At 70.6% G+C, this 15,927-nt stretch carries 20 protein-coding genes and 1 pseudogene; all 21 read left to right on the plus strand.

The window, feature by feature from the left end; all coding sequences use genetic code 11:
* Position 1 precedes the first annotated feature (1 nt).
* The 21 genes and pseudogenes from ACQEVG_RS06820 (at position 2) to ACQEVG_RS06920 (ending at position 15,848) form a co-directional block, all read left to right on the plus strand.
* Positions 2-928, plus strand: a complete 927-nt coding sequence (locus ACQEVG_RS06820) for a hypothetical protein (protein ID WP_432978521.1) — start codon at positions 2-4, stop codon at positions 926-928.
* Positions 925-2,034 (plus strand): hypothetical protein, encoded by a 1,110-nt coding sequence (locus ACQEVG_RS06825; protein WP_432978524.1) that lies wholly within the window; start codon positions 925-927, stop codon positions 2,032-2,034. Before ACQEVG_RS06820 ends, ACQEVG_RS06825 begins: the two co-directional genes overlap by 4 nt.
* Positions 2,035-2,472: a hypothetical protein gene (locus ACQEVG_RS06830; RefSeq protein WP_432978527.1), complete on the plus strand. Its 438-nt coding sequence runs from the start codon at positions 2,035-2,037 to the stop codon at positions 2,470-2,472.
* A gap of 148 nt (positions 2,473-2,620) precedes the next feature.
* Positions 2,621-3,523: pseudogene (locus ACQEVG_RS06835) on the plus strand (peptidoglycan-binding protein); the annotation flags it as partial.
* A gap of 330 nt (positions 3,524-3,853) precedes the next feature.
* Positions 3,854-4,099 (plus strand): hypothetical protein, encoded by a 246-nt coding sequence (locus ACQEVG_RS06840; RefSeq protein WP_019753491.1) that lies wholly within the window; start codon positions 3,854-3,856, stop codon positions 4,097-4,099.
* 82 nt (positions 4,100-4,181) lie between these two features.
* Complete coding sequence (locus ACQEVG_RS06845; RefSeq protein WP_432978530.1) at positions 4,182-4,631, plus strand: hypothetical protein; 450 nt, start codon at positions 4,182-4,184, stop codon at positions 4,629-4,631.
* A 156-nt stretch (positions 4,632-4,787) separates the two neighbouring features.
* Entirely contained in the window at positions 4,788-5,360 is a 573-nt protein-coding gene (locus ACQEVG_RS06850) for a hypothetical protein (protein ID WP_432978533.1), read from the plus strand.
* A 90-nt stretch (positions 5,361-5,450) separates the two neighbouring features.
* Positions 5,451-5,654: a hypothetical protein gene (locus tag ACQEVG_RS06855; RefSeq protein WP_389063194.1), complete on the plus strand. Its 204-nt coding sequence runs from the start codon at positions 5,451-5,453 to the stop codon at positions 5,652-5,654.
* A gap of 108 nt (positions 5,655-5,762) precedes the next feature.
* Positions 5,763-6,107 carry a hypothetical protein gene (locus ACQEVG_RS06860; protein WP_158751397.1) on the plus strand — a complete coding sequence of 115 codons (345 nt, stop codon included), beginning with the start codon at positions 5,763-5,765 and terminating at the stop codon, positions 6,105-6,107.
* A 27-nt stretch (positions 6,108-6,134) separates the two neighbouring features.
* A complete protein-coding gene (gene bet / locus ACQEVG_RS06865; RefSeq protein ID WP_432978537.1) occupies positions 6,135-7,130 on the plus strand; it encodes a phage recombination protein Bet in 996 nt (331 codons plus the stop codon).
* Positions 7,131-7,203: 73 nt separating this feature from the next.
* Positions 7,204-8,340 (plus strand): PD-(D/E)XK nuclease family protein, encoded by a 1,137-nt coding sequence (locus ACQEVG_RS06870; protein ID WP_432978540.1) that lies wholly within the window; start codon positions 7,204-7,206, stop codon positions 8,338-8,340.
* Between the two features lie 84 nt (positions 8,341-8,424).
* A complete protein-coding gene (locus ACQEVG_RS06875) occupies positions 8,425-9,366 on the plus strand; it encodes a helix-turn-helix domain-containing protein (RefSeq protein ID WP_432978543.1) in 942 nt (313 codons plus the stop codon).
* A gap of 74 nt (positions 9,367-9,440) precedes the next feature.
* Positions 9,441-9,719: a hypothetical protein gene (locus ACQEVG_RS06880; RefSeq protein ID WP_432978546.1), complete on the plus strand. Its 279-nt coding sequence runs from the start codon at positions 9,441-9,443 to the stop codon at positions 9,717-9,719.
* Between the two features lie 90 nt (positions 9,720-9,809).
* Entirely contained in the window at positions 9,810-10,427 is a 618-nt protein-coding gene (locus ACQEVG_RS06885) for a hypothetical protein (protein ID WP_432978549.1), read from the plus strand.
* 210 nt (positions 10,428-10,637) lie between these two features.
* Positions 10,638-12,128: a DNA cytosine methyltransferase gene (locus ACQEVG_RS06890; protein WP_432978552.1), complete on the plus strand. Its 1,491-nt coding sequence runs from the start codon at positions 10,638-10,640 to the stop codon at positions 12,126-12,128.
* A gap of 34 nt (positions 12,129-12,162) precedes the next feature.
* Positions 12,163-12,888, plus strand: a complete 726-nt coding sequence (locus ACQEVG_RS06895; RefSeq protein ID WP_432978555.1) for a hypothetical protein — start codon at positions 12,163-12,165, stop codon at positions 12,886-12,888.
* Between the two features lie 19 nt (positions 12,889-12,907).
* A complete protein-coding gene (locus tag ACQEVG_RS06900; protein ID WP_432978558.1) occupies positions 12,908-13,318 on the plus strand; it encodes a hypothetical protein in 411 nt (136 codons plus the stop codon).
* 33 nt (positions 13,319-13,351) lie between these two features.
* Positions 13,352-14,161: a hypothetical protein gene (locus ACQEVG_RS06905; protein ID WP_432978561.1), complete on the plus strand. Its 810-nt coding sequence runs from the start codon at positions 13,352-13,354 to the stop codon at positions 14,159-14,161.
* A gap of 156 nt (positions 14,162-14,317) precedes the next feature.
* Positions 14,318-14,659 (plus strand): HU family DNA-binding protein, encoded by a 342-nt coding sequence (locus ACQEVG_RS06910; protein ID WP_432978564.1) that lies wholly within the window; start codon positions 14,318-14,320, stop codon positions 14,657-14,659.
* A 62-nt stretch (positions 14,660-14,721) separates the two neighbouring features.
* Positions 14,722-15,222: a hypothetical protein gene (locus ACQEVG_RS06915; protein WP_031477205.1), complete on the plus strand. Its 501-nt coding sequence runs from the start codon at positions 14,722-14,724 to the stop codon at positions 15,220-15,222.
* Complete coding sequence (locus tag ACQEVG_RS06920; RefSeq protein ID WP_432978568.1) at positions 15,219-15,848, plus strand: hypothetical protein; 630 nt, start codon at positions 15,219-15,221, stop codon at positions 15,846-15,848. Before ACQEVG_RS06915 ends, ACQEVG_RS06920 begins: the two co-directional genes overlap by 4 nt.
* The last annotated feature ends 79 nt before the right edge of the window (positions 15,849-15,927 follow it).

Below are 15,927 nucleotides of genomic sequence, written 5' to 3' on the forward strand. Positions count from 1 at the left end.
CGTGACGCTGCAACCCCCGATGATGGTGCGAGGGGCCGACCACTCCGCCCGCGCGATGCGCCTGATGATCCGCGACCTGGCCCGAGGCCGGCAGGGTGTCGCTGGCGGTGAGGACCTGAAGGTCCGCCCCCTGGAGACTCCAGGCCCCGGTGTCCGCGTCGGCGACGGCTCTGCTCTGATCCACGGTGCCCGGCCGTGGCAAGGGGCCTACACCCAGTCCAATATCGGCGACACCGTGGTCGACGTGCCGCCGACTGGGCCCGTCGCCCGCACCGACCTGCTCGTGCTGCGCATCGAGGACCCGGAGTTCGAAGGCGACCGCGACCCGCGCCGCCAGGAGATCGGCTACTTCCACCTCGTCCAGAGCATCGGCGCGCAGGACACCGCCGCGCTGCGGGAGATGACCGCGATCCCGCTGGCCCGCCTCACGATCCCCCGGAACACCGCGACGATCACCGCCGAGATGATCACGGATCTGCGGCGGCTGGCCAACCCGCGCACCGAGCGCACCCTGCGCACCGTGCACCCGACCATCACGGAGAAGGTGCCCGGCAAGCACGGCCAGTGGGCGGCCTGGCCCAAGGAAGCCGCCTGGGATCTCGACATCCCCGCATGGGCGACAGAGGCAGCCATCGTCGTCACCCTGTCCGGCCTGCGTGCCGAAGCGGGACCGGTCTACGCCGAGCTGCGCACCCGGCTCGGGGAGCGCGCCGCGAAGCCGACCGTTGTGGACGACGACGGCACCACCACCCGCCGCTCGTCCGTGACCTTGGCCGACACGCTCGCCGTGCCGCCCGCCTACCGGGGCACCCGCCAGCACCTGGCCGTCGAGATCAACCAGAACGACAGGTACGGGGACGGGGACATGACGGTGGCCAAGGGCACGACGGTCACGCTCGACGTCGCGTTCACGGAAGGGCCTGCGTGACGATGGCCGACTACCGCTACATCGTCGCGCGGGCCGCGACCGGCGATGTTCTGCACTGGAACCTGCCGCTGAGCGAGGTCGAGTACGGCCCGGAGATATCCGGGCCCGGCTCGTTGAAGGCCACCCTGCCGACCGCGGTCCGTCGCTCCCTGGGTGGCGCGCTCGACGCCGGCGACACGGTGCTCCTCGTCGAGCGCAACGCCCGCCTGGACTGGGGCGGGCTGCTGTGGCGCGCCGAACCGGAGGGCAACACTCTGCCCATCGAAGCCTCCGGGTTCACGAGCTACCTCCACCGCCGCTTTGACCTGCACGGCAACCTCGACGGCCGCGGCCCGTACATCGAAGCGGACCCGTGCGAGGTGATCCGCGATGTGTGGGCCTACGCGCAGGCCCAGCCGGACGGCGACATCGGCGTGGTCGTGGACGACACGAAGTCGAAGGCGAAGACCGGCACCGCGAAGGACCCGTACACCACATCCAAGACCGATCCGCGGAACCTCGGCGAGATGGTGGACGAGATGGCCGAGATCGATGACGGCCTGGAGTGGTCGGAGTCCGTGGCCTGGCGCGGGCGCCGCGCCGAGCGCCGCATCCTCCTCGGTGCGCCGCGCCTTGGCCGACGCCGCGAGGACCTGACGTTCACCACCGGCGCGAACGTGGTCGGCACCCCGCACGTCATCAAGGACGCCGACTCCTACGCCCAGTGGGTCATCGGGCTCGGCGCGGGCGAGGGCAAGAAGCGCAAGGTCGCCGTGGACGGCGTACGCAACGGCCGCCTGCGCCTGGAATACCGGCTGGAGACGAGCGAGAAGGACGAGGCGAAGCTGAAGCAGCGGGCTCGCCGCGAACGCCTGGCCCGCCAGGTCCTGCCCTCCCTGACCGAGTTGGAGATCATCGACCACCCGGCGGCCCCGATCGAGGCCCTGCGCATCGGGGACGACGTCCGGATCCGCCTGTTCGAGCCGCACACCGAATACGACGGCTGGTGCCGGATCGTCGGCTGGACGGTACGGCCCGGCGAGGGTGAGACGGCCGAGCGCGTGACGCTGAAGCTGGAGCGCACCAACAAGCCCGAGGACGAGGCGAGCGAGGGAGAGGAGCAGTAGGTGCCGGACACGATCGCCGACCTTGGCCGCCGACTGGCCAAGCTGGAGAAGCGCGTCGTCACCCTGGAGCGCGCCCGCCGCGCGCCGTACCCGGAGTGGCGCGACCTTCCGCTGACCGGCGACACGACCGTCCCGGATGAGGAGCAGCCGCCGCAGTTCCGCCCCAACCCCTGGGACACCACGGAGTTCTGCGGCCGTATCGGACTGGCGAGCGGCCGGGCCGCCGACGAACAGCTGGTCGCGCTGCTGCCCGAGGGGTACTGGCCGGAAGCCCCGCGCACGGTTGATGTCGCCTCCGACGCGGAACGCCGCAGCCTCCAGCTCGACATTGAGCCGAAGGGCATGGTGCGGCTGCGCGTCCCGGGCGGCGGCAGCGTCCGCGCGTCCTGGATCAGCCTCGATGGCACATCGTTCCGGACCGACCGCGGCGACACCTGACCGGCTGCGCACCCCGGCCACCGGCCGGTGTGCCGCCGGTAGCATGACGCCTGGGTGACCCTCCACCCGCTTCGCACTCCCGAGGGACCGGACCGCCGCGGCGGCCACGGCCGACTGCCATCCGGCGCAGGGGAGAAGGACGAAGCGCGTGGCTACACCGCTGAGCGCGGACAGGTTCCTGTCCGTGCTGAAGGGCGCCGGGCTCGGCGTGGTTGAGCACGGCAAATGGCGCACCCACAACCGGAACACCCACGGCAACTGGGGCCCCGCGAACGGGGTCATGATCCACCACACCGGGCCATACAGCTCTGAGAAGGACATGGTGGAGCTGTGCCGCGTCGGCTACCAGGATCTCCCAGGTCCCCTGTGCCATGGCGTCATCGACCGATCCGGGACGATCCACCTGGTCGGTTACGGCCGGACCAATCACGCTGGCATGGGGGACACGGACGTCCTGCTCGCGGTCATCGCGGAGAAGAGCGACCTCCCGCGCGACAACGAAGCGGATACCGACGGCAACCGGCACTTCTACGGCTTCGAGTGCATCAACTCCGGGAGTCAGCCGTGGCCGGCGGCCCAGCTCGACGCGATGGCGCGGGCGGCGGCGGCCATCTGCCGTGCGCACGGCTGGAACGAGCACTCCGTCATCGGCCACAAGGAGTGGCAGCCGGGGAAGCCGGACCCGGGCGGCATCGACATGGACGACTTCCGCGCCCGGGTCGCTCGACACCTCAAGGACGGCGGTAAGCCGAAGCCCGGCCCGAAGCCCAAGCCGAAGCCCAAGCCGAAGCCCAAGCCGACACCGAAGTACGCGGCGTACCCGGGCAAGCAGTTCTTCCGCGAGGGCCGCTCCTCCCCAGTGATCGCCGCGATGGCGAAGCGGCTGATCGCCGAGGGCTGTGACTCCTACGACACGCCGCCCGGCCCGGTGTGGAGCGACGCGCACCGCCGTTCCTACGCGGCCTACCAGATCAAGCGCGGCCACCACGGCGCCGACGCCGACGGCATTCCCGGCCCGCAAACCTGGGCGGACCTGCGCGTCCCGCGCCCCGCCGGTGCCGCCGACCCGACCCCCACCACTCCGAACCAGGAGCACGACCCGATGCCGCAGGCCCTTGCCGACGTTGCCGAGCGCACTGTTGCGACCTACCTCCAGTCGCTGCTGGGCCTGATGGCAGCTTCCAGCACGACGGACATGGTGTCCCTGTCGGCGTGGCAGGCTGCCGCGGTCTCCGCGATACCGGCGGCGCTCAGCGCGTTGAAGTCCACCCTCGGCACCGTCCTGGGCAGGCCCGGAACAGCCTCGTGGCTCCCGCTCAAGCGCGACCCGGCCACGCCCAAGCACTGACCGCCGGTCAGCGAGAGAACAGGAGGACGGACCGTGCCCGAAGGACAGGTCGCGCTCGCCCTGGCGGAGCTGCGCCAGGCGCTGGAGGTCGGTTTCGCGCGCATCGACGGCCAGTTGGCGCTGCTCGTCCAGCGCAGCGACCAAACGGACAAGGCCCTGGAGGACCTGGAGGAAAGGGTGAGCGCCCTGGAGAAGACCAGGTGGCCGCTGCCGACCGTCGCCGTACTGGCCAGCATCACCGCGGTGGTCCTCACCGTCTTCAGCCTGGCCCGCGGCTGAGACGAACACTCAGGCTGTCAAGCGGTGTTGTCCGACGGCGCGCATAGCGTGAGGGCGCACTTGTTCTTGCGGCCTGGGGGTCATGATGGATACGACAAGCTTGCTCGTCAGCGACCTGGAGGTGGACACCGCGCTCGCGAACCAGGCGGTCCCGGCTGCCATCCGCGCGGTGTGGCAACTGCTTTGGGAGTCGGAGGTCCGGCTGGACGAGGTCCTGACATTCGACGTGCCGGATGCGGAGCTGGATGACCGTCTGGTCGTCATCCGGCACGCGAACGAGGCCGACGTCTACGAGGCCGGGATCACCGTGTCGGCGGCCAACACGCTGCGCGAGCTGATCGGGGCCCGTACGGACGGACCGCTGTTCACGCTGGAAGGGCGGCGGCTGACCAAGGCCGAGGTGGCGACCGCCTTCCGCGAGGTGACCGGCGGGCGCACCGTCCACGCCCTGCGGTTCACGCGGCAGGCGAAGGAGCAGGGCTCGACCCGGCTCAGCTCCACCGCCGACCAGCCCGAGGGCAAGACCGCGTAGAGCGCGCGGCAACGCACACGGCCCCCGCCGAAGCGGGGGCCGTTTGGCCTCTTGGAGAAAAGACCGCCGCCACCATAGCAGCGGCCGCCGCGTACGCCGGCGTGCGCGTACGGCTACGCTGCCCCCTGCATCCAGGGCAGACACCGGAGGACGGGGATGAGTCGGGGCAAGCCGTATCTGGTCGGGCACCAGGAGTTCGCCGCGCTGTACCGCGTCGATCCGAAGCAGGTCGCGCAGTGGCTGTCGCCGAGCCGCGGCAGCGTGCTGGATCCGGAGACCGCCATCGTCGTCAGCGGGGTGCGGTACTGGCCGCTCGGCTTCGCGGCCGGGTGGGGAGCGACCACCGCGCGCTTCCGCCAGGTCGACCTGGACGTGAAGGCGCGGATCATCGCGGAGCAGGGAGAGGGCTGGGAGCCGGACCTGGGGGATGAACTGCCGCCGATCGTCGGCCAGCAGGAGATCATCGAGCTGTTCCACCTGCCCGCGCAGGGCAACTTGGCGACGACCATCGCCACAGGGCGGTTCCCGGAGCACGACTGGCTGCTGTCCGGGTCAATGCTCTGGATGCTGGAGACCGTCCTCGAAGCTGTCCCGAAGCTCCGCGAGAGCGCACGGAGCCTGTCCTGGGACGTGGACGAAGAGGTCGTCGCCGCCCTGCGCGACGGCACCTACGACGGGCCCGGCAGTCGCGTACTGACCCGAGGCCGCCATGCCCGGAAGGCCCTCTGACCTGCGCAAACACTGTACTTAGCCTCGAATTGCAAATAAGATATAAGTAATCCCCGTTGCGGGGGTCCGCAGTTCATCGAGGAGGCAGCAGTGCAGTTCATCGCCACACCGGGCGGCGGCGAGGTCGCGGTCATGAATGCCAGTGAGGCCCTGGTCGTCGAAGGAGCCCTCTCGCTCTACGTCCTCAAGCATCCCGAGTCCAACGTCGCCATCGACGCCCTGCGGGCCGCATCGGCGGCCAACGAGGCTCGCGAGGCGCGCATGGAGGAGGCGGCCGAGCGGACCTCTGTCTGATCTCGGGTTGAGTGCGTGAAGTCGCGCCTGTAGCCGGTGGGGTTGATCATCTGTCCGCCGACCCTCAAGATAGGTGACATTCTTGAAAGAAGTCACTAGGGGGTGGGTGTGGCAGCCGTCCAGGACGAGATACCGGGTCTGGTCATCCACGCCGTGAGGCAGCCGGACGGCCAGTCGGCGTCGATCCAGGCCCAGTTCGAGACATTCCACGAGCTCAACCCCTGGGTGCTGCGCGCGTTGGAGGCCCTGACTGCCGACTACCTGAAGCGCGGCGCGAGCCGTGTCGGCATCGGGATGCTCTTCGAGGTCCTGCGCTGGCGCTACGTCACGGCGACCGAGGGCGATGAGTTCCGCCTCAACAACAACTTCCGCAGCCGGTACGTCCGGCTTCTCATCGAGCGCCACCCCGAGTGGGCGGGCGCGTTCGAGGTCCGCGCCTTGCGGACTGACTGAACCAGTTCTCTTGGAGACGAACGACCCATGAATCAACCGACCGAGCAGCAGGGCGACGACGGTCCGTCCAGCGCCCCGGCCCTGACCGCCACCGTGGTGCTGCCCGAACGCAGCGTGTCCCAGAGCGCCGTTGTGCTGCGCGCCGACCAAGTGGAGTTCGACGCACGTCAGGTGGCCGCGCTATCGCTGATCAGCCCCGGACTCGCCCAGGCGCCGCGTGCCCAGCTGGCTTTGTTCTTCCATTTCTGCGTGCGGTCCGGCCTCGACCCGTTCGCGCGGCAGATCTACATGATCGGCCGTACCAACTGGAAGGCCGCCGACAATCCCGACGAGCCGGAGAAGACCTGGACCATCCAGACCGGTATCGACGGCTTCCGCACGGTCGCCCACCGCGCGGCTATCACGGCGGGGGAGTCCATCTCGTACGAGGACACCGTCTACTACGACTCCGATGGCAACGCCCACGAGGTCTGGCTGTCCAAGGCGTACCCGGCCGCGGTCAAGGTCACCGTCCTGCGCGGCAACGCCCGGTTCCCGTTCATCGCCCGCTGGGACGAGTTCGCCCCGACGTACTACGACCGCAAGCAGGGCGCGTACGTCGTGGCGAAGATGTGGCAGCAGATGCCCGCCCACATGCTCCGCAAGTGCGCCGAGGCCGGCGCGCTGCGCATGGCCGCACCGCAGGACCTGTCCGGCGTTTACGTGGACGAGGAGATGGCGCGGGCCGACGCCGAAGCCGTCGTCCGCGAGGCGGAAGAGGCGACCCGACGCCTGCGCGAGGCCGCCGGACTCGAAGCGGGCGCCGACAAGGGCGGCGACGCGAAGGACGAGTCAGCCAAGGATTCCCAGGCCGTGGGCCAGGACGAGAGCACGGACAAGCCCGCGCCGAGGAAGCGGGCGCGTGCAGCGAAGAAGGCCACCCCTGAGGCCAAGCCGGACACCGCCGCAGAGTCCGACGAGGCCCCGGCCCCGGCGAAGCGCACCCCGCGTAAGCGGGCCTCCGCGTCCCGCCGCGCCTCCTGACCCCTGACGACACCGCGTGCCGCCCGCTGTCGGTGGGCGGCACCCCATCCTCTTGGAGAACACCGTGACCACTATGGCCATCGCACTGGAGAGACGACCCGTCAGCCTGTGGCCCGCCGCTCACGCGGCGGACGCACGCCGTCCGCGCTCCCAGCAGACCAAGCTCGGCGCCAGCGACACCGTGTGCGCACGCCGGGCCGGGTACCTTCTGCACGGCCGCACCCCGACTGACGTCGGTGAGAAGCGGAAGGCGATCCTCGGGACCTGGTTGCACGCCGGGATACTCGAGGCCGCTCGCGAGGAGTACGGCTGGCTCGTCGAGCGCCGCGTCGAGGACGAGACCGTCCGGGGACACATCGACGCCGTCCAGCTCGACAGCGCCACCGCCGCCCGGCTCCCCAAGCGCCTGCGCCCCACGCTCCCGGCCGAGGAGACGACCGTGGAGGACGTGAAGACGAAGAGCACGTACCAGTGGGACAGCGTCCTGCGGTACGGCGCGAGCGAGGCGGAGCTGCGGCAGGTGTACCTGTACGCCGATCTGCTCGGCACGGAAGGCTTCGCCAGCGTCCGGGGCCAGCGGCAGCTTGCTCACCTAGGGCCGGTGCCGGTCGCTCGCATCCGCTTCCGGTTCATCAACCGCGACTCGGGTGACGACCACGTTCAGGAGATCGCCTACGAGGCCGACCGGGCCCGCCGTGCCCGCTGGTGGGTTCAGCAGGTGCGGGCCGCCGCCTCCCCGGAGGAGCTGCCGCGCACCTTTCAGGGGCCGGGCATCTCCGCGATCTGCGACCACTGCCCGTTCCGCACTGCGTGCTGGGGGCCGCTTGTCGCCGGGCGCTCCCCGCAGAGTCAGCTCGTCCACGACGACGAGGAACGCGCGAAGGCGCTTGCCGAGTACGCCGAGGTCTCCGAGCAGATCAAGCCGCTCAAGGACCGGCAGAAGTTCCTGCGCGCCCAGCTCGACGGTTCCGAGCCGGGCGTCTACGGCGACAACGTCCTGAAGTGGAGCGGTGGCAACCCGACCAAGGTCGATGACGTCGAGGCGATGGTCGCGCTGTACCGCCGTGCAGGGCTGGAGGTGCCGATGGTGCCCGACGCGGCGTCGATGAAGGCGACGTTGAAGGAGGTGGGCATCCCCGTGCCCACGCGCCTCGACCACGACCGGCGGACCGCGGTGAGCATCAACGTCACCGCGCGCAAGAAGCCCTGATCGCGCCACCGGGCGGGGGCGGAGCCGGCGTGCTCCGCCTCCGCCCCGGCGCGGTGGGAACGGACGGAACACGGAGAGGTGCCGGTGAGCATCCAACTGATGGTGGTGGCCGCCTACCTGCCGAAGGAGGTGATCAACACCACGCAGAAGTTGGTCCTCATGAAGATCGCGGACTCGGCCGACGACCAGACCCGGCTGGCCCGGCCGGGCCTGGAGCGGATGATGGCTTGGGCCGGCGTAGGGGAGAAGCAGGTCATCACGGTGGTGACGCAGCTCGTCGGCCTCGGTCTGGTCGAGCGGGTCACGGTCGGACGTGTCGGCCGTCGTGCCGAGTACCGGGTGTTCCCGCACGGCGTGCCGCCCATCCCGTCGACGGAGGAGCTGATCGAGCGGCGCCGGGCGGCGCAGCGTGCCCCGACCAACCCCCGGCTGGCCCGCAATGCCGCGCGCCGCAAGCCGTCGGCGGCGGCCCGGACACAACAGGATGTCGCCGCACGGGAAGAGGCACGGGCCGCCGCCGAGGCCGCTTCGGAGCCAGGGTTGCCCCAGGGGAACCCTGATGACGCTCCAGGCAGGGTTGCCCTGGGGGAACCCAGTGGGTTGCCCTCGGGAAACCGGGCGGGTTCCCCTGGGGAAACCCCTTCTCTTCCTTCTTCTTCCTCTTCTCTTCCTAACCCCCCTACCCCCACGGCTGACGCCGCAGGGGAGCCGGAGGCGGAGCGTGGACAGTCGCAGCGGGCGGGCTGCCCGAAGCACGCCGAGCCGGTGAGCAACTGCCGGGGGTGCGGGACGAACCCGCGTGCCGGGAGGGAGCAGGCGCGGCGCGAAGCGGCCGACCGCGAGCACCGCCAGCAGCAGGACTGGCTACGGCAGTTCTTCGCCGAGCAGGAGCGGCGCGTTGCGGCAACGGACCCGCAAGCTCTGGAGATGGCCCGCCAACGAGTGCGAGAGCTGGCACGAATGGGGCGCGAAGAGGGGGCCAACTCTCGTCAGCAGCAGGGGCGTTCACGAGATCGGCAACATTGACGCCCCGGTGTACGCCATTAAGATATAAGTATGAGTTCGGAACTCGCCGAACTCACCGACCTCTTGGAGAAACCTTGAGTGACACGCTCACCCCATCCCCCGACGCCTACGTCGTGGTCGCCGAAGTCATCCACGGCGCGCCGGTCGCGCCGCGCCTCGGCGACCACCTGTACTGCTCGGCCGAGTGTGCCGAGCACGGCGTCCACGAACTCGTCACCGACCTGAGCAAGGAGGAAGGTGGCAGCGGCTTCGTCCTGCCCCACGAGGGGCGGGCGATCGGCTGCGTCGTCACCCGCGGCGGCCGGATGTGGTCGGTGCAGATCCTCGCCCGCAGCGAACTGCCCACCCTCTGACATTCGCTTCACCTGAGATAGGTGACATTTTTCAACGGCGGGCGTCCTTTCAGTGGCGCCCGCCGTGCACACCCTCTTGGAGACCAGCACATGACCACCACCATCGCGGCTCTGCCCGACCACAACCGCACCACCGACCCGCTGTGGCAGCGGCTCTTCCACAGCTACGGCCACGTCATCACGCCGCTGCGCTACGCGGGATGGGTCACCGACATCGAGACCGCCGGAGGCGAGTTCCACGTCCGCGCCGACCTCGGCGACGGCACAGAGCTGATCATCGCCTCAGAACACAGCCTGCCCGCCGACCCCGCCGAGGTGAACGGGTGGACGGCCGTCCGGCAAGACGCACAGGCCCCGAGCAAGCACACCGTCCTGTACGACTCCACTCCCAACGGCCCCCAGCGCCACCACGGCAACAGCCTCATCCCGTTGCTGATGCGCGTCGACGCCCTTGACGTGCCCAACCGCGCGCCCCGGCTCATCGTCTCGGCCAGCCACCTCGCGCCGTACGGCGCCTGCCACAACCAGACCGGCGGGATCGAGGGAGCGGCCACCGCCATCGCCCGGTTCTGGGAGTGGTCACAGCGACTCATGGACCACGAGGGCTACCGGCGCGTGTGGCAGCGGCCCGAGAGCGACTACCCGCTGGCGCTGTTCGAGAACGTCGGGCACATCTGCACCCTCCGCGTCACCCGCAGCGATGACTGACCGGCAGCGCCGCGCACCGCGCCCCACCGGGGGCGCGGACCGGTGATCTGGCTGCTGATCGTGTGCGCCCTCGGCCTGCTGGGGTTCACCGCCCTCGGCGTCGAGGACAGCCGCCACCACCGCGCGTTACGCGCCTCCGACGAGTCCTGACCACGGCCGCCCGGCCCACCATCCGGGCCGGGCGGCCCCACCGCCTGGAGACCCAAGACCGTGCCCCGATCCATCCACCTGCTCTGCGGAGCGGGCGGAGATGCCACCGGCCTGTTGGAAGCCGGATTCGACCCCATCCTCGGCATCAACCACTGGCAGACCGCCGTCGACACCTTCGGGCTCAACCACCCGAACGCGGCGGCGCGCTGCGCCGACATCCAGAACTACCCCATGCGCTGGCTCCCGAAGGCCCTCGTGCTGTGGGCCAGCGTCATCTGCACCGAGGTCAGCCCCGCCGGCGGGAAGAAGCGGCCCGACCCGGCGCAGGACGCGCTGTTCGAGGAAGAGGAGCAGTGGCGCGAACTGCCCCCAGAAGCCTTCGAGATGACCCGGGTGACCGCCTGGTGCGTGCTGCGCGCCGCCGAGGCAAAGCGGTTCCCGTGCGTCGTCGTGGAGAACGTCGTCGAGTTCATCACCGACTGGCTGCTGTTCCCCGAGTGGATCCGCGCCATGAAGAAGCTCGGCTACCGCGTCCAGATCGTCTCCGTGTCCTCCGCGCACATCGGGTCGGAGACCAATCCATACGCCCCGCAATGGCGCGACCGCGTGTACCTGGTCTTCACCCTCACAGGGATCCGCCGACCTGACCTCGCCCCTCGCCCGCTGGCCTATTGCTTCGAGTGCGGGCGGGACGTCAAAGCGCGCCAGAGCTGGCGTGACCCGCGGGTGAAGGTCGGCAAGTACCAGCAGCAGTACGACTATCGCTGCCCGAACAGGCGCTGCCGCCACGCGCTGGTGGAGCCGTACGTCCGGCCCGCCTCCGACGTGATCATGTGGGACGACATCGGCCAGCGCATCGGGGACCGCGCCCGCCCGCTGGTGCCCAACACCATGCGCCGCATCGCGGCCGGACTGGCGAAGTTCCCCCACCAGCCGTCCGTCGTCACGCTTACGCACGGCAAGGACGGCACCGACCGGGCCTTCGTCCCGCACACCCGGCCGCTGCCCACCCGCACGGCCAAGCTCGGCGAAGCCCTGCTGGTGCCGGTCGGCGGCTCGTGGAACGACACGGCCTCGCCCGTCGGGGAGCCGATGCGCACCCGCACCACCCGGGAGAGCGAAGCCCTCGTCACGGTGGACCCGTTCATCGTGGAGTTCCGCAACAACTGCGACGCCGCGCCGATCGACGCCCCGCTGAGCACCATCGCCACGGCCCGCCACCATGGCCTGGTCGTGCCCGACCGTGATGCCCGCACCCGGGCGCGCAACACGCTGGTGATCCCGTACCGCAAGGCAGCGCCGAAGAGCGCGGCTGAGCCCCTGCACACGCTGTCGACCCGCGACTCTGCGGCCGTCGTGCGCAGCGCGCCCGCCATCGAGGACTGCCACTTCCGCATGTTGCAGCCCCGCGAGCAGTTGCGCGGTCAGCGGTTCCCCGACACCTACGAGGTTGTCGGTTCCAAGGCCGCCCAGACCCAGCAGGCCGGCAATGCGGTGAGCGTCAACGTCGCGCGGTGGCTGGGCGAACGCCTCAAGCCCGTCCTCGCCTGACCCCCATACCCCAAAGAAGAAGGGACACCCTGCCATGAAACCGGCAGCGCACCACCAGGTGGCCATCCTCGCTCAGCAGCGAGAGGAGCTGTCGCTCGCGCTCCGTCGAGCCGAGCAAGCCCACTGCCTGGCCATCATCGATCACCTCGCCGCCAAGATCCGCGCCCGCTGCCCCGAGGCCGCTTACGTGGCCATCGACCGCAGCAGCGAAGACCGCGCCGTCTCCGTCTACGGCGTGCTCGGCGAGCAGCCGAGCCCGCTGGGAGCGTGCCCCTGGCTGTGGGACGGCACCCAGGCCGGACATCCGCTCAACGAGATCGACTCGGACATCACCCTGGACATCGAGTACGCGCTCCTGCCCCCGACTTCACCGGTGTGGGCGCTCGTGCGTCGCAACACGGGCATGGACGGCAGCTGGCTTCTGGAGCTGCCCCCGGCCGACCGCGCCGCCCGCGTGGCCCAGCTGATACGCGGGCACCACCCAGCGGCGACGGCGGTCATCGTGGACGGCCGCGCAGGCGGAGGCCGCGTCGTCGGGGTCATCGAGGAACAGGCGGACGGTGACGCCCCCGTCCCTGTGGCCCGGCCCCGGCTCAGCAACGCGTGCGACGACGCCCTCACGCGCCTCGTGGCACAGGTCTTCCTCCTCCCGTCGCTGGCCGACCGTCACCTGATGCCCGTACCGCGCGGCTTCGCCCATCCCCACGGCTCCAGCATCAGCGATCAGGTCCGCCTGATGCCGCTGCCGGTGACCGCCTAGCTGACGGGAAGAGGAGCAGATGAGCGGCAACGGGTGGGTCGCCCAGGCCCCCTGCGCCGGGGACGCCCGCTTCACGTCCGAGGAGACGGCGGCCGAAGCCCCGACGGAGTCGCTGGTTCTCTCCCTCCTCGCGGCCTGCCAGGGCTGCCCGCTCCGGTCGCAGTGCATCGACCTGGTCATGCCGAGCGCGAGCCTGTTCGACGGCGTGTGCGGCGGGCGGCTCTGGCGCAACGGCCAGGTCCTCGCGACTTGCGAAGGCGCTCAGCCCGCCGAACTACGCGAGCGCGGCCGACGCCCGATCACCCACGGCACCGAAGCCGGTGCCCGTGCCCACAACCGGCGCGGGGAGCGCGCCTGCTCCCTGTGCCGGGAGGCCGGACGGCTCGCCCAGCAAGCCCGCCGGGCTCGCAAGCGCGCCTCCGGCGCCTGATCACCACCCCTACAACTCCTGCGGAGATACGACATGTTCACCATCAAGGCCCGCGACCTGGCGGCCATCCTCGACCAGGCCGCGCCGCACCGCTTCCGGGCGGACGAGGACGCAGGCGACCTGGACGCCCTGATCCTCGACTGCACCCCTGGCCACCTCCACGTCGTCGCGTACAGCGACCGGACACTCGCCGTCGCCCGCACTGCCGTCGCAGGCGACGTGTGGACGGCCCCCGTCGGCTACGACGACGCCACCGCGCTGCGCGGCTGGCTGGAGTCGTCCGACACCGTCACCGTCGAGCACCTCACCAGTGGCGGCCACCAACTGCTCCGCTTCACCGAGGGCGTCGCGCAGCTCACCATCCCCGCCGCACCCCACGTCGGCCGCCTGCCCTGGCGCGCCCTGCTGCGCCTGGTACTCGACGCTCGCGACCACGGTGCGCTGCACGGTCGTCCCGTGCAGCTGAGCGCCGACGACCTGTCCCGGTGGCTGAACGCCGGCGGCAGCGGCGAGGCGATCGAGTTCCGCTCTCTGGGGTCGGTGGGCACCCTGGTGACCGCCGGTCCCGACTTCCTCGGCCTCCAGACCCCGCACGGCTCGGACGGCTCGGTGCCGGGCGAAGGATGGTCCTCGTCGCTGCGCACCCGCCTGTTCCTTTTCGCCGGGCAGTTCCTCGAGGTCGGGGCGCGCTACGCGGACTGGACGGGTACGGCGTGGGTCGTGCCCGCCCGGCCCCAGCCCGGTGAGGAGCCGCGGCTGATCTCGGCGGACTACGCGGCCATCACCCTGCCCATCTCCCAGGTGCTCGCGGTTGGCAAGTTCCTGGTCCGCATGCCCGACTGAGCCGAGATAGGTGACATTTATGAATCATGATGTGAGGTCCGGTGCTCCGGGGTGCGACCAGGTCGCCGACCCCGGCTACGGGCTGAACCCGTGGCCCGCCGCGTGGCGCGCCCGTCCCTTGACTCCTGCGGCCCAGCCGAATCGAAAGGAAAGTCCGTGAACAAGGCCCAGCTCATCCAGGCCGTGGCGAAGGCGACCGGCAACCGCGCTCAGGCGGCCGACGCCGTGGAGGCCGTGCTCGACGCGATGGTGCGCGCCGTCGCCGCCGGTGAAGTCGTCTCCGTCACCGGCTTCGGCAGCCTCACCCCCGAGGTGCGCCCGGCCCGTACCGCCCGCAACCCGCAGACCGGTGAGCCGGTGGAGGTCGCCGAGCGCCGGGTCGTGAAGTTCCGCCCCGGCGCCCGGTTCCAGGGCCTCGTCGCGGGCCGCCGGGCGATGCCCGAGTCCGGCAACTGCATCCAGAAGGACCCCAAGACCCCCAAGGTCGCCCGCCCGTAACCCGCTGCACACCAGGGGCCGTCCCGGCACGCGTCGAGACGGCCCCGCCGAAGGAGTTCGAGATGAACGACCGTTCCGTGGGCGTCGAGATCGATGCCACGGCGAAGTGGCTGGAGGAGCGGTGCATGGTTGGCGCGGCCCGTCTGCTACGGCGCGTCGCGCGACAGAGGGACGAGGCCGTGCGGCAGCTTGGCCTTCGCCCCTCCTCGCCCGGGCATCAGGCGGGCGGCGGCGAGTGCACCGCTCCGCGCGACCTGGACGCCGCCGCCGAAGCGGCGATGCTGCGCACCGACGTGGCTCGTCTCCAGGCCCTGGCCGAGCGTGCCGGCTGGGTGCCCGACCCGGACGCGAAGCGCCTGTGGCGCTGGCGCGACGGCTGGTGGGAACTGAGCTACCGCCGCAGGAATCCGAAGGACGGTTACCACGACACCGGCTGGTATCTGTGGGGGCCGCCCGGCAGTTACGACGGCGAGTGGACGGCCCGCGCCAAGACTGCGGCCGTGGCTGAGGCCAACCGGCTTATCACCGACCATCGCGCGGCAACCGGCGAGGGTGATCGGTGACCGCCGAACTCCAAAGCGCCCCGGTGACCCTGCCGAGCGTCCAGGAGAAGGGGGAGTGGCAGCCGCGTGTTGTCGGCCTCGACCTGTCGCTGACCTCGACCGGCATCGCGGGAACGGACTGGGCACGCGCCTACCGACCCGGCCGCCGCCGCAGCCACGAGCGGCTGGACTGGCTGGTCACGGCCATCGCGCTGAGCGTGAAGGACGGCGCGGACCTGGTGGTCGTCGAGGGCGCCGCGTACGCCCAGGGAGGGCAGGCCGGGCACCATGAGCTGGCCGGGCTGTGGTGGCTGGTCACGCAGTACCTGTGGCGCCACAGCATCCCGTACGCCGTCGTGACCCCGCACGGGCGCACGATCTACGCGACCGGTCGGGCCAACCCGGCGCAGGACTTCCCGCGCAAGGACCGGGCCCGCGTCGCGAAGGGCATGGTGCGCTCGGTGGCCGTCGAGCGGTACGGCGTCCAGTGTGAAGGGCCGGGCCGCTACGACCAGGCGGACGCCACGATCCTCGCCGCGATGGGACTCGACTGGCTCGGCTACCCGACCGTGCCCGTGCCCGACTCACACCGCCGCGCGCTGGAAGCCGTCCGCTGGCCCGATCTCATTCCGGCAGCCGCAGATTAGGGAATTTAATTGCGGAAATTAAATGCGCATTCGGTTGGCCATACCTTGCTTCTGGGGTATTTGCCATTAAGATATAAAT

It is taken from the genome of Streptomyces sp. CA-135486 (genome assembly GCF_050936555.1).
In the GTDB taxonomy this organism is placed as follows: domain Bacteria; phylum Actinomycetota; class Actinomycetes; order Streptomycetales; family Streptomycetaceae; genus Streptomyces.

Excerpts from the sequence above, each read along its gene's own strand:
- ACQEVG_RS06900 (WP_432978558.1), top strand. The coding sequence starts at position 12,908 with ATGAGCGGCAACGGGTGGGTCGCCCAGGCCCCCTGCGCCGGGGACGCC.
- ACQEVG_RS06905 (WP_432978561.1), top strand. The coding sequence starts at position 13,352 with ATGTTCACCATCAAGGCCCGCGACCTGGCGGCCATCCTCGACCAGGCC.
- ACQEVG_RS06845 (WP_432978530.1), top strand. The coding sequence starts at position 4,182 with ATGATGGATACGACAAGCTTGCTCGTCAGCGACCTGGAGGTGGACACC.
- ACQEVG_RS06850 (WP_432978533.1), top strand. The coding sequence starts at position 4,788 with ATGAGTCGGGGCAAGCCGTATCTGGTCGGGCACCAGGAGTTCGCCGCG.
- ACQEVG_RS06915 (WP_031477205.1), top strand. The coding sequence starts at position 14,722 with ATGAACGACCGTTCCGTGGGCGTCGAGATCGATGCCACGGCGAAGTGG.
- ACQEVG_RS06885 (WP_432978549.1), top strand. The coding sequence starts at position 9,810 with ATGACCACCACCATCGCGGCTCTGCCCGACCACAACCGCACCACCGAC.
- bet (WP_432978537.1), top strand. The coding sequence starts at position 6,135 with ATGAATCAACCGACCGAGCAGCAGGGCGACGACGGTCCGTCCAGCGCC.
- ACQEVG_RS06895 (WP_432978555.1), top strand. The coding sequence starts at position 12,163 with ATGAAACCGGCAGCGCACCACCAGGTGGCCATCCTCGCTCAGCAGCGA.
- ACQEVG_RS06870 (WP_432978540.1), top strand. The coding sequence starts at position 7,204 with ATGGCCATCGCACTGGAGAGACGACCCGTCAGCCTGTGGCCCGCCGCT.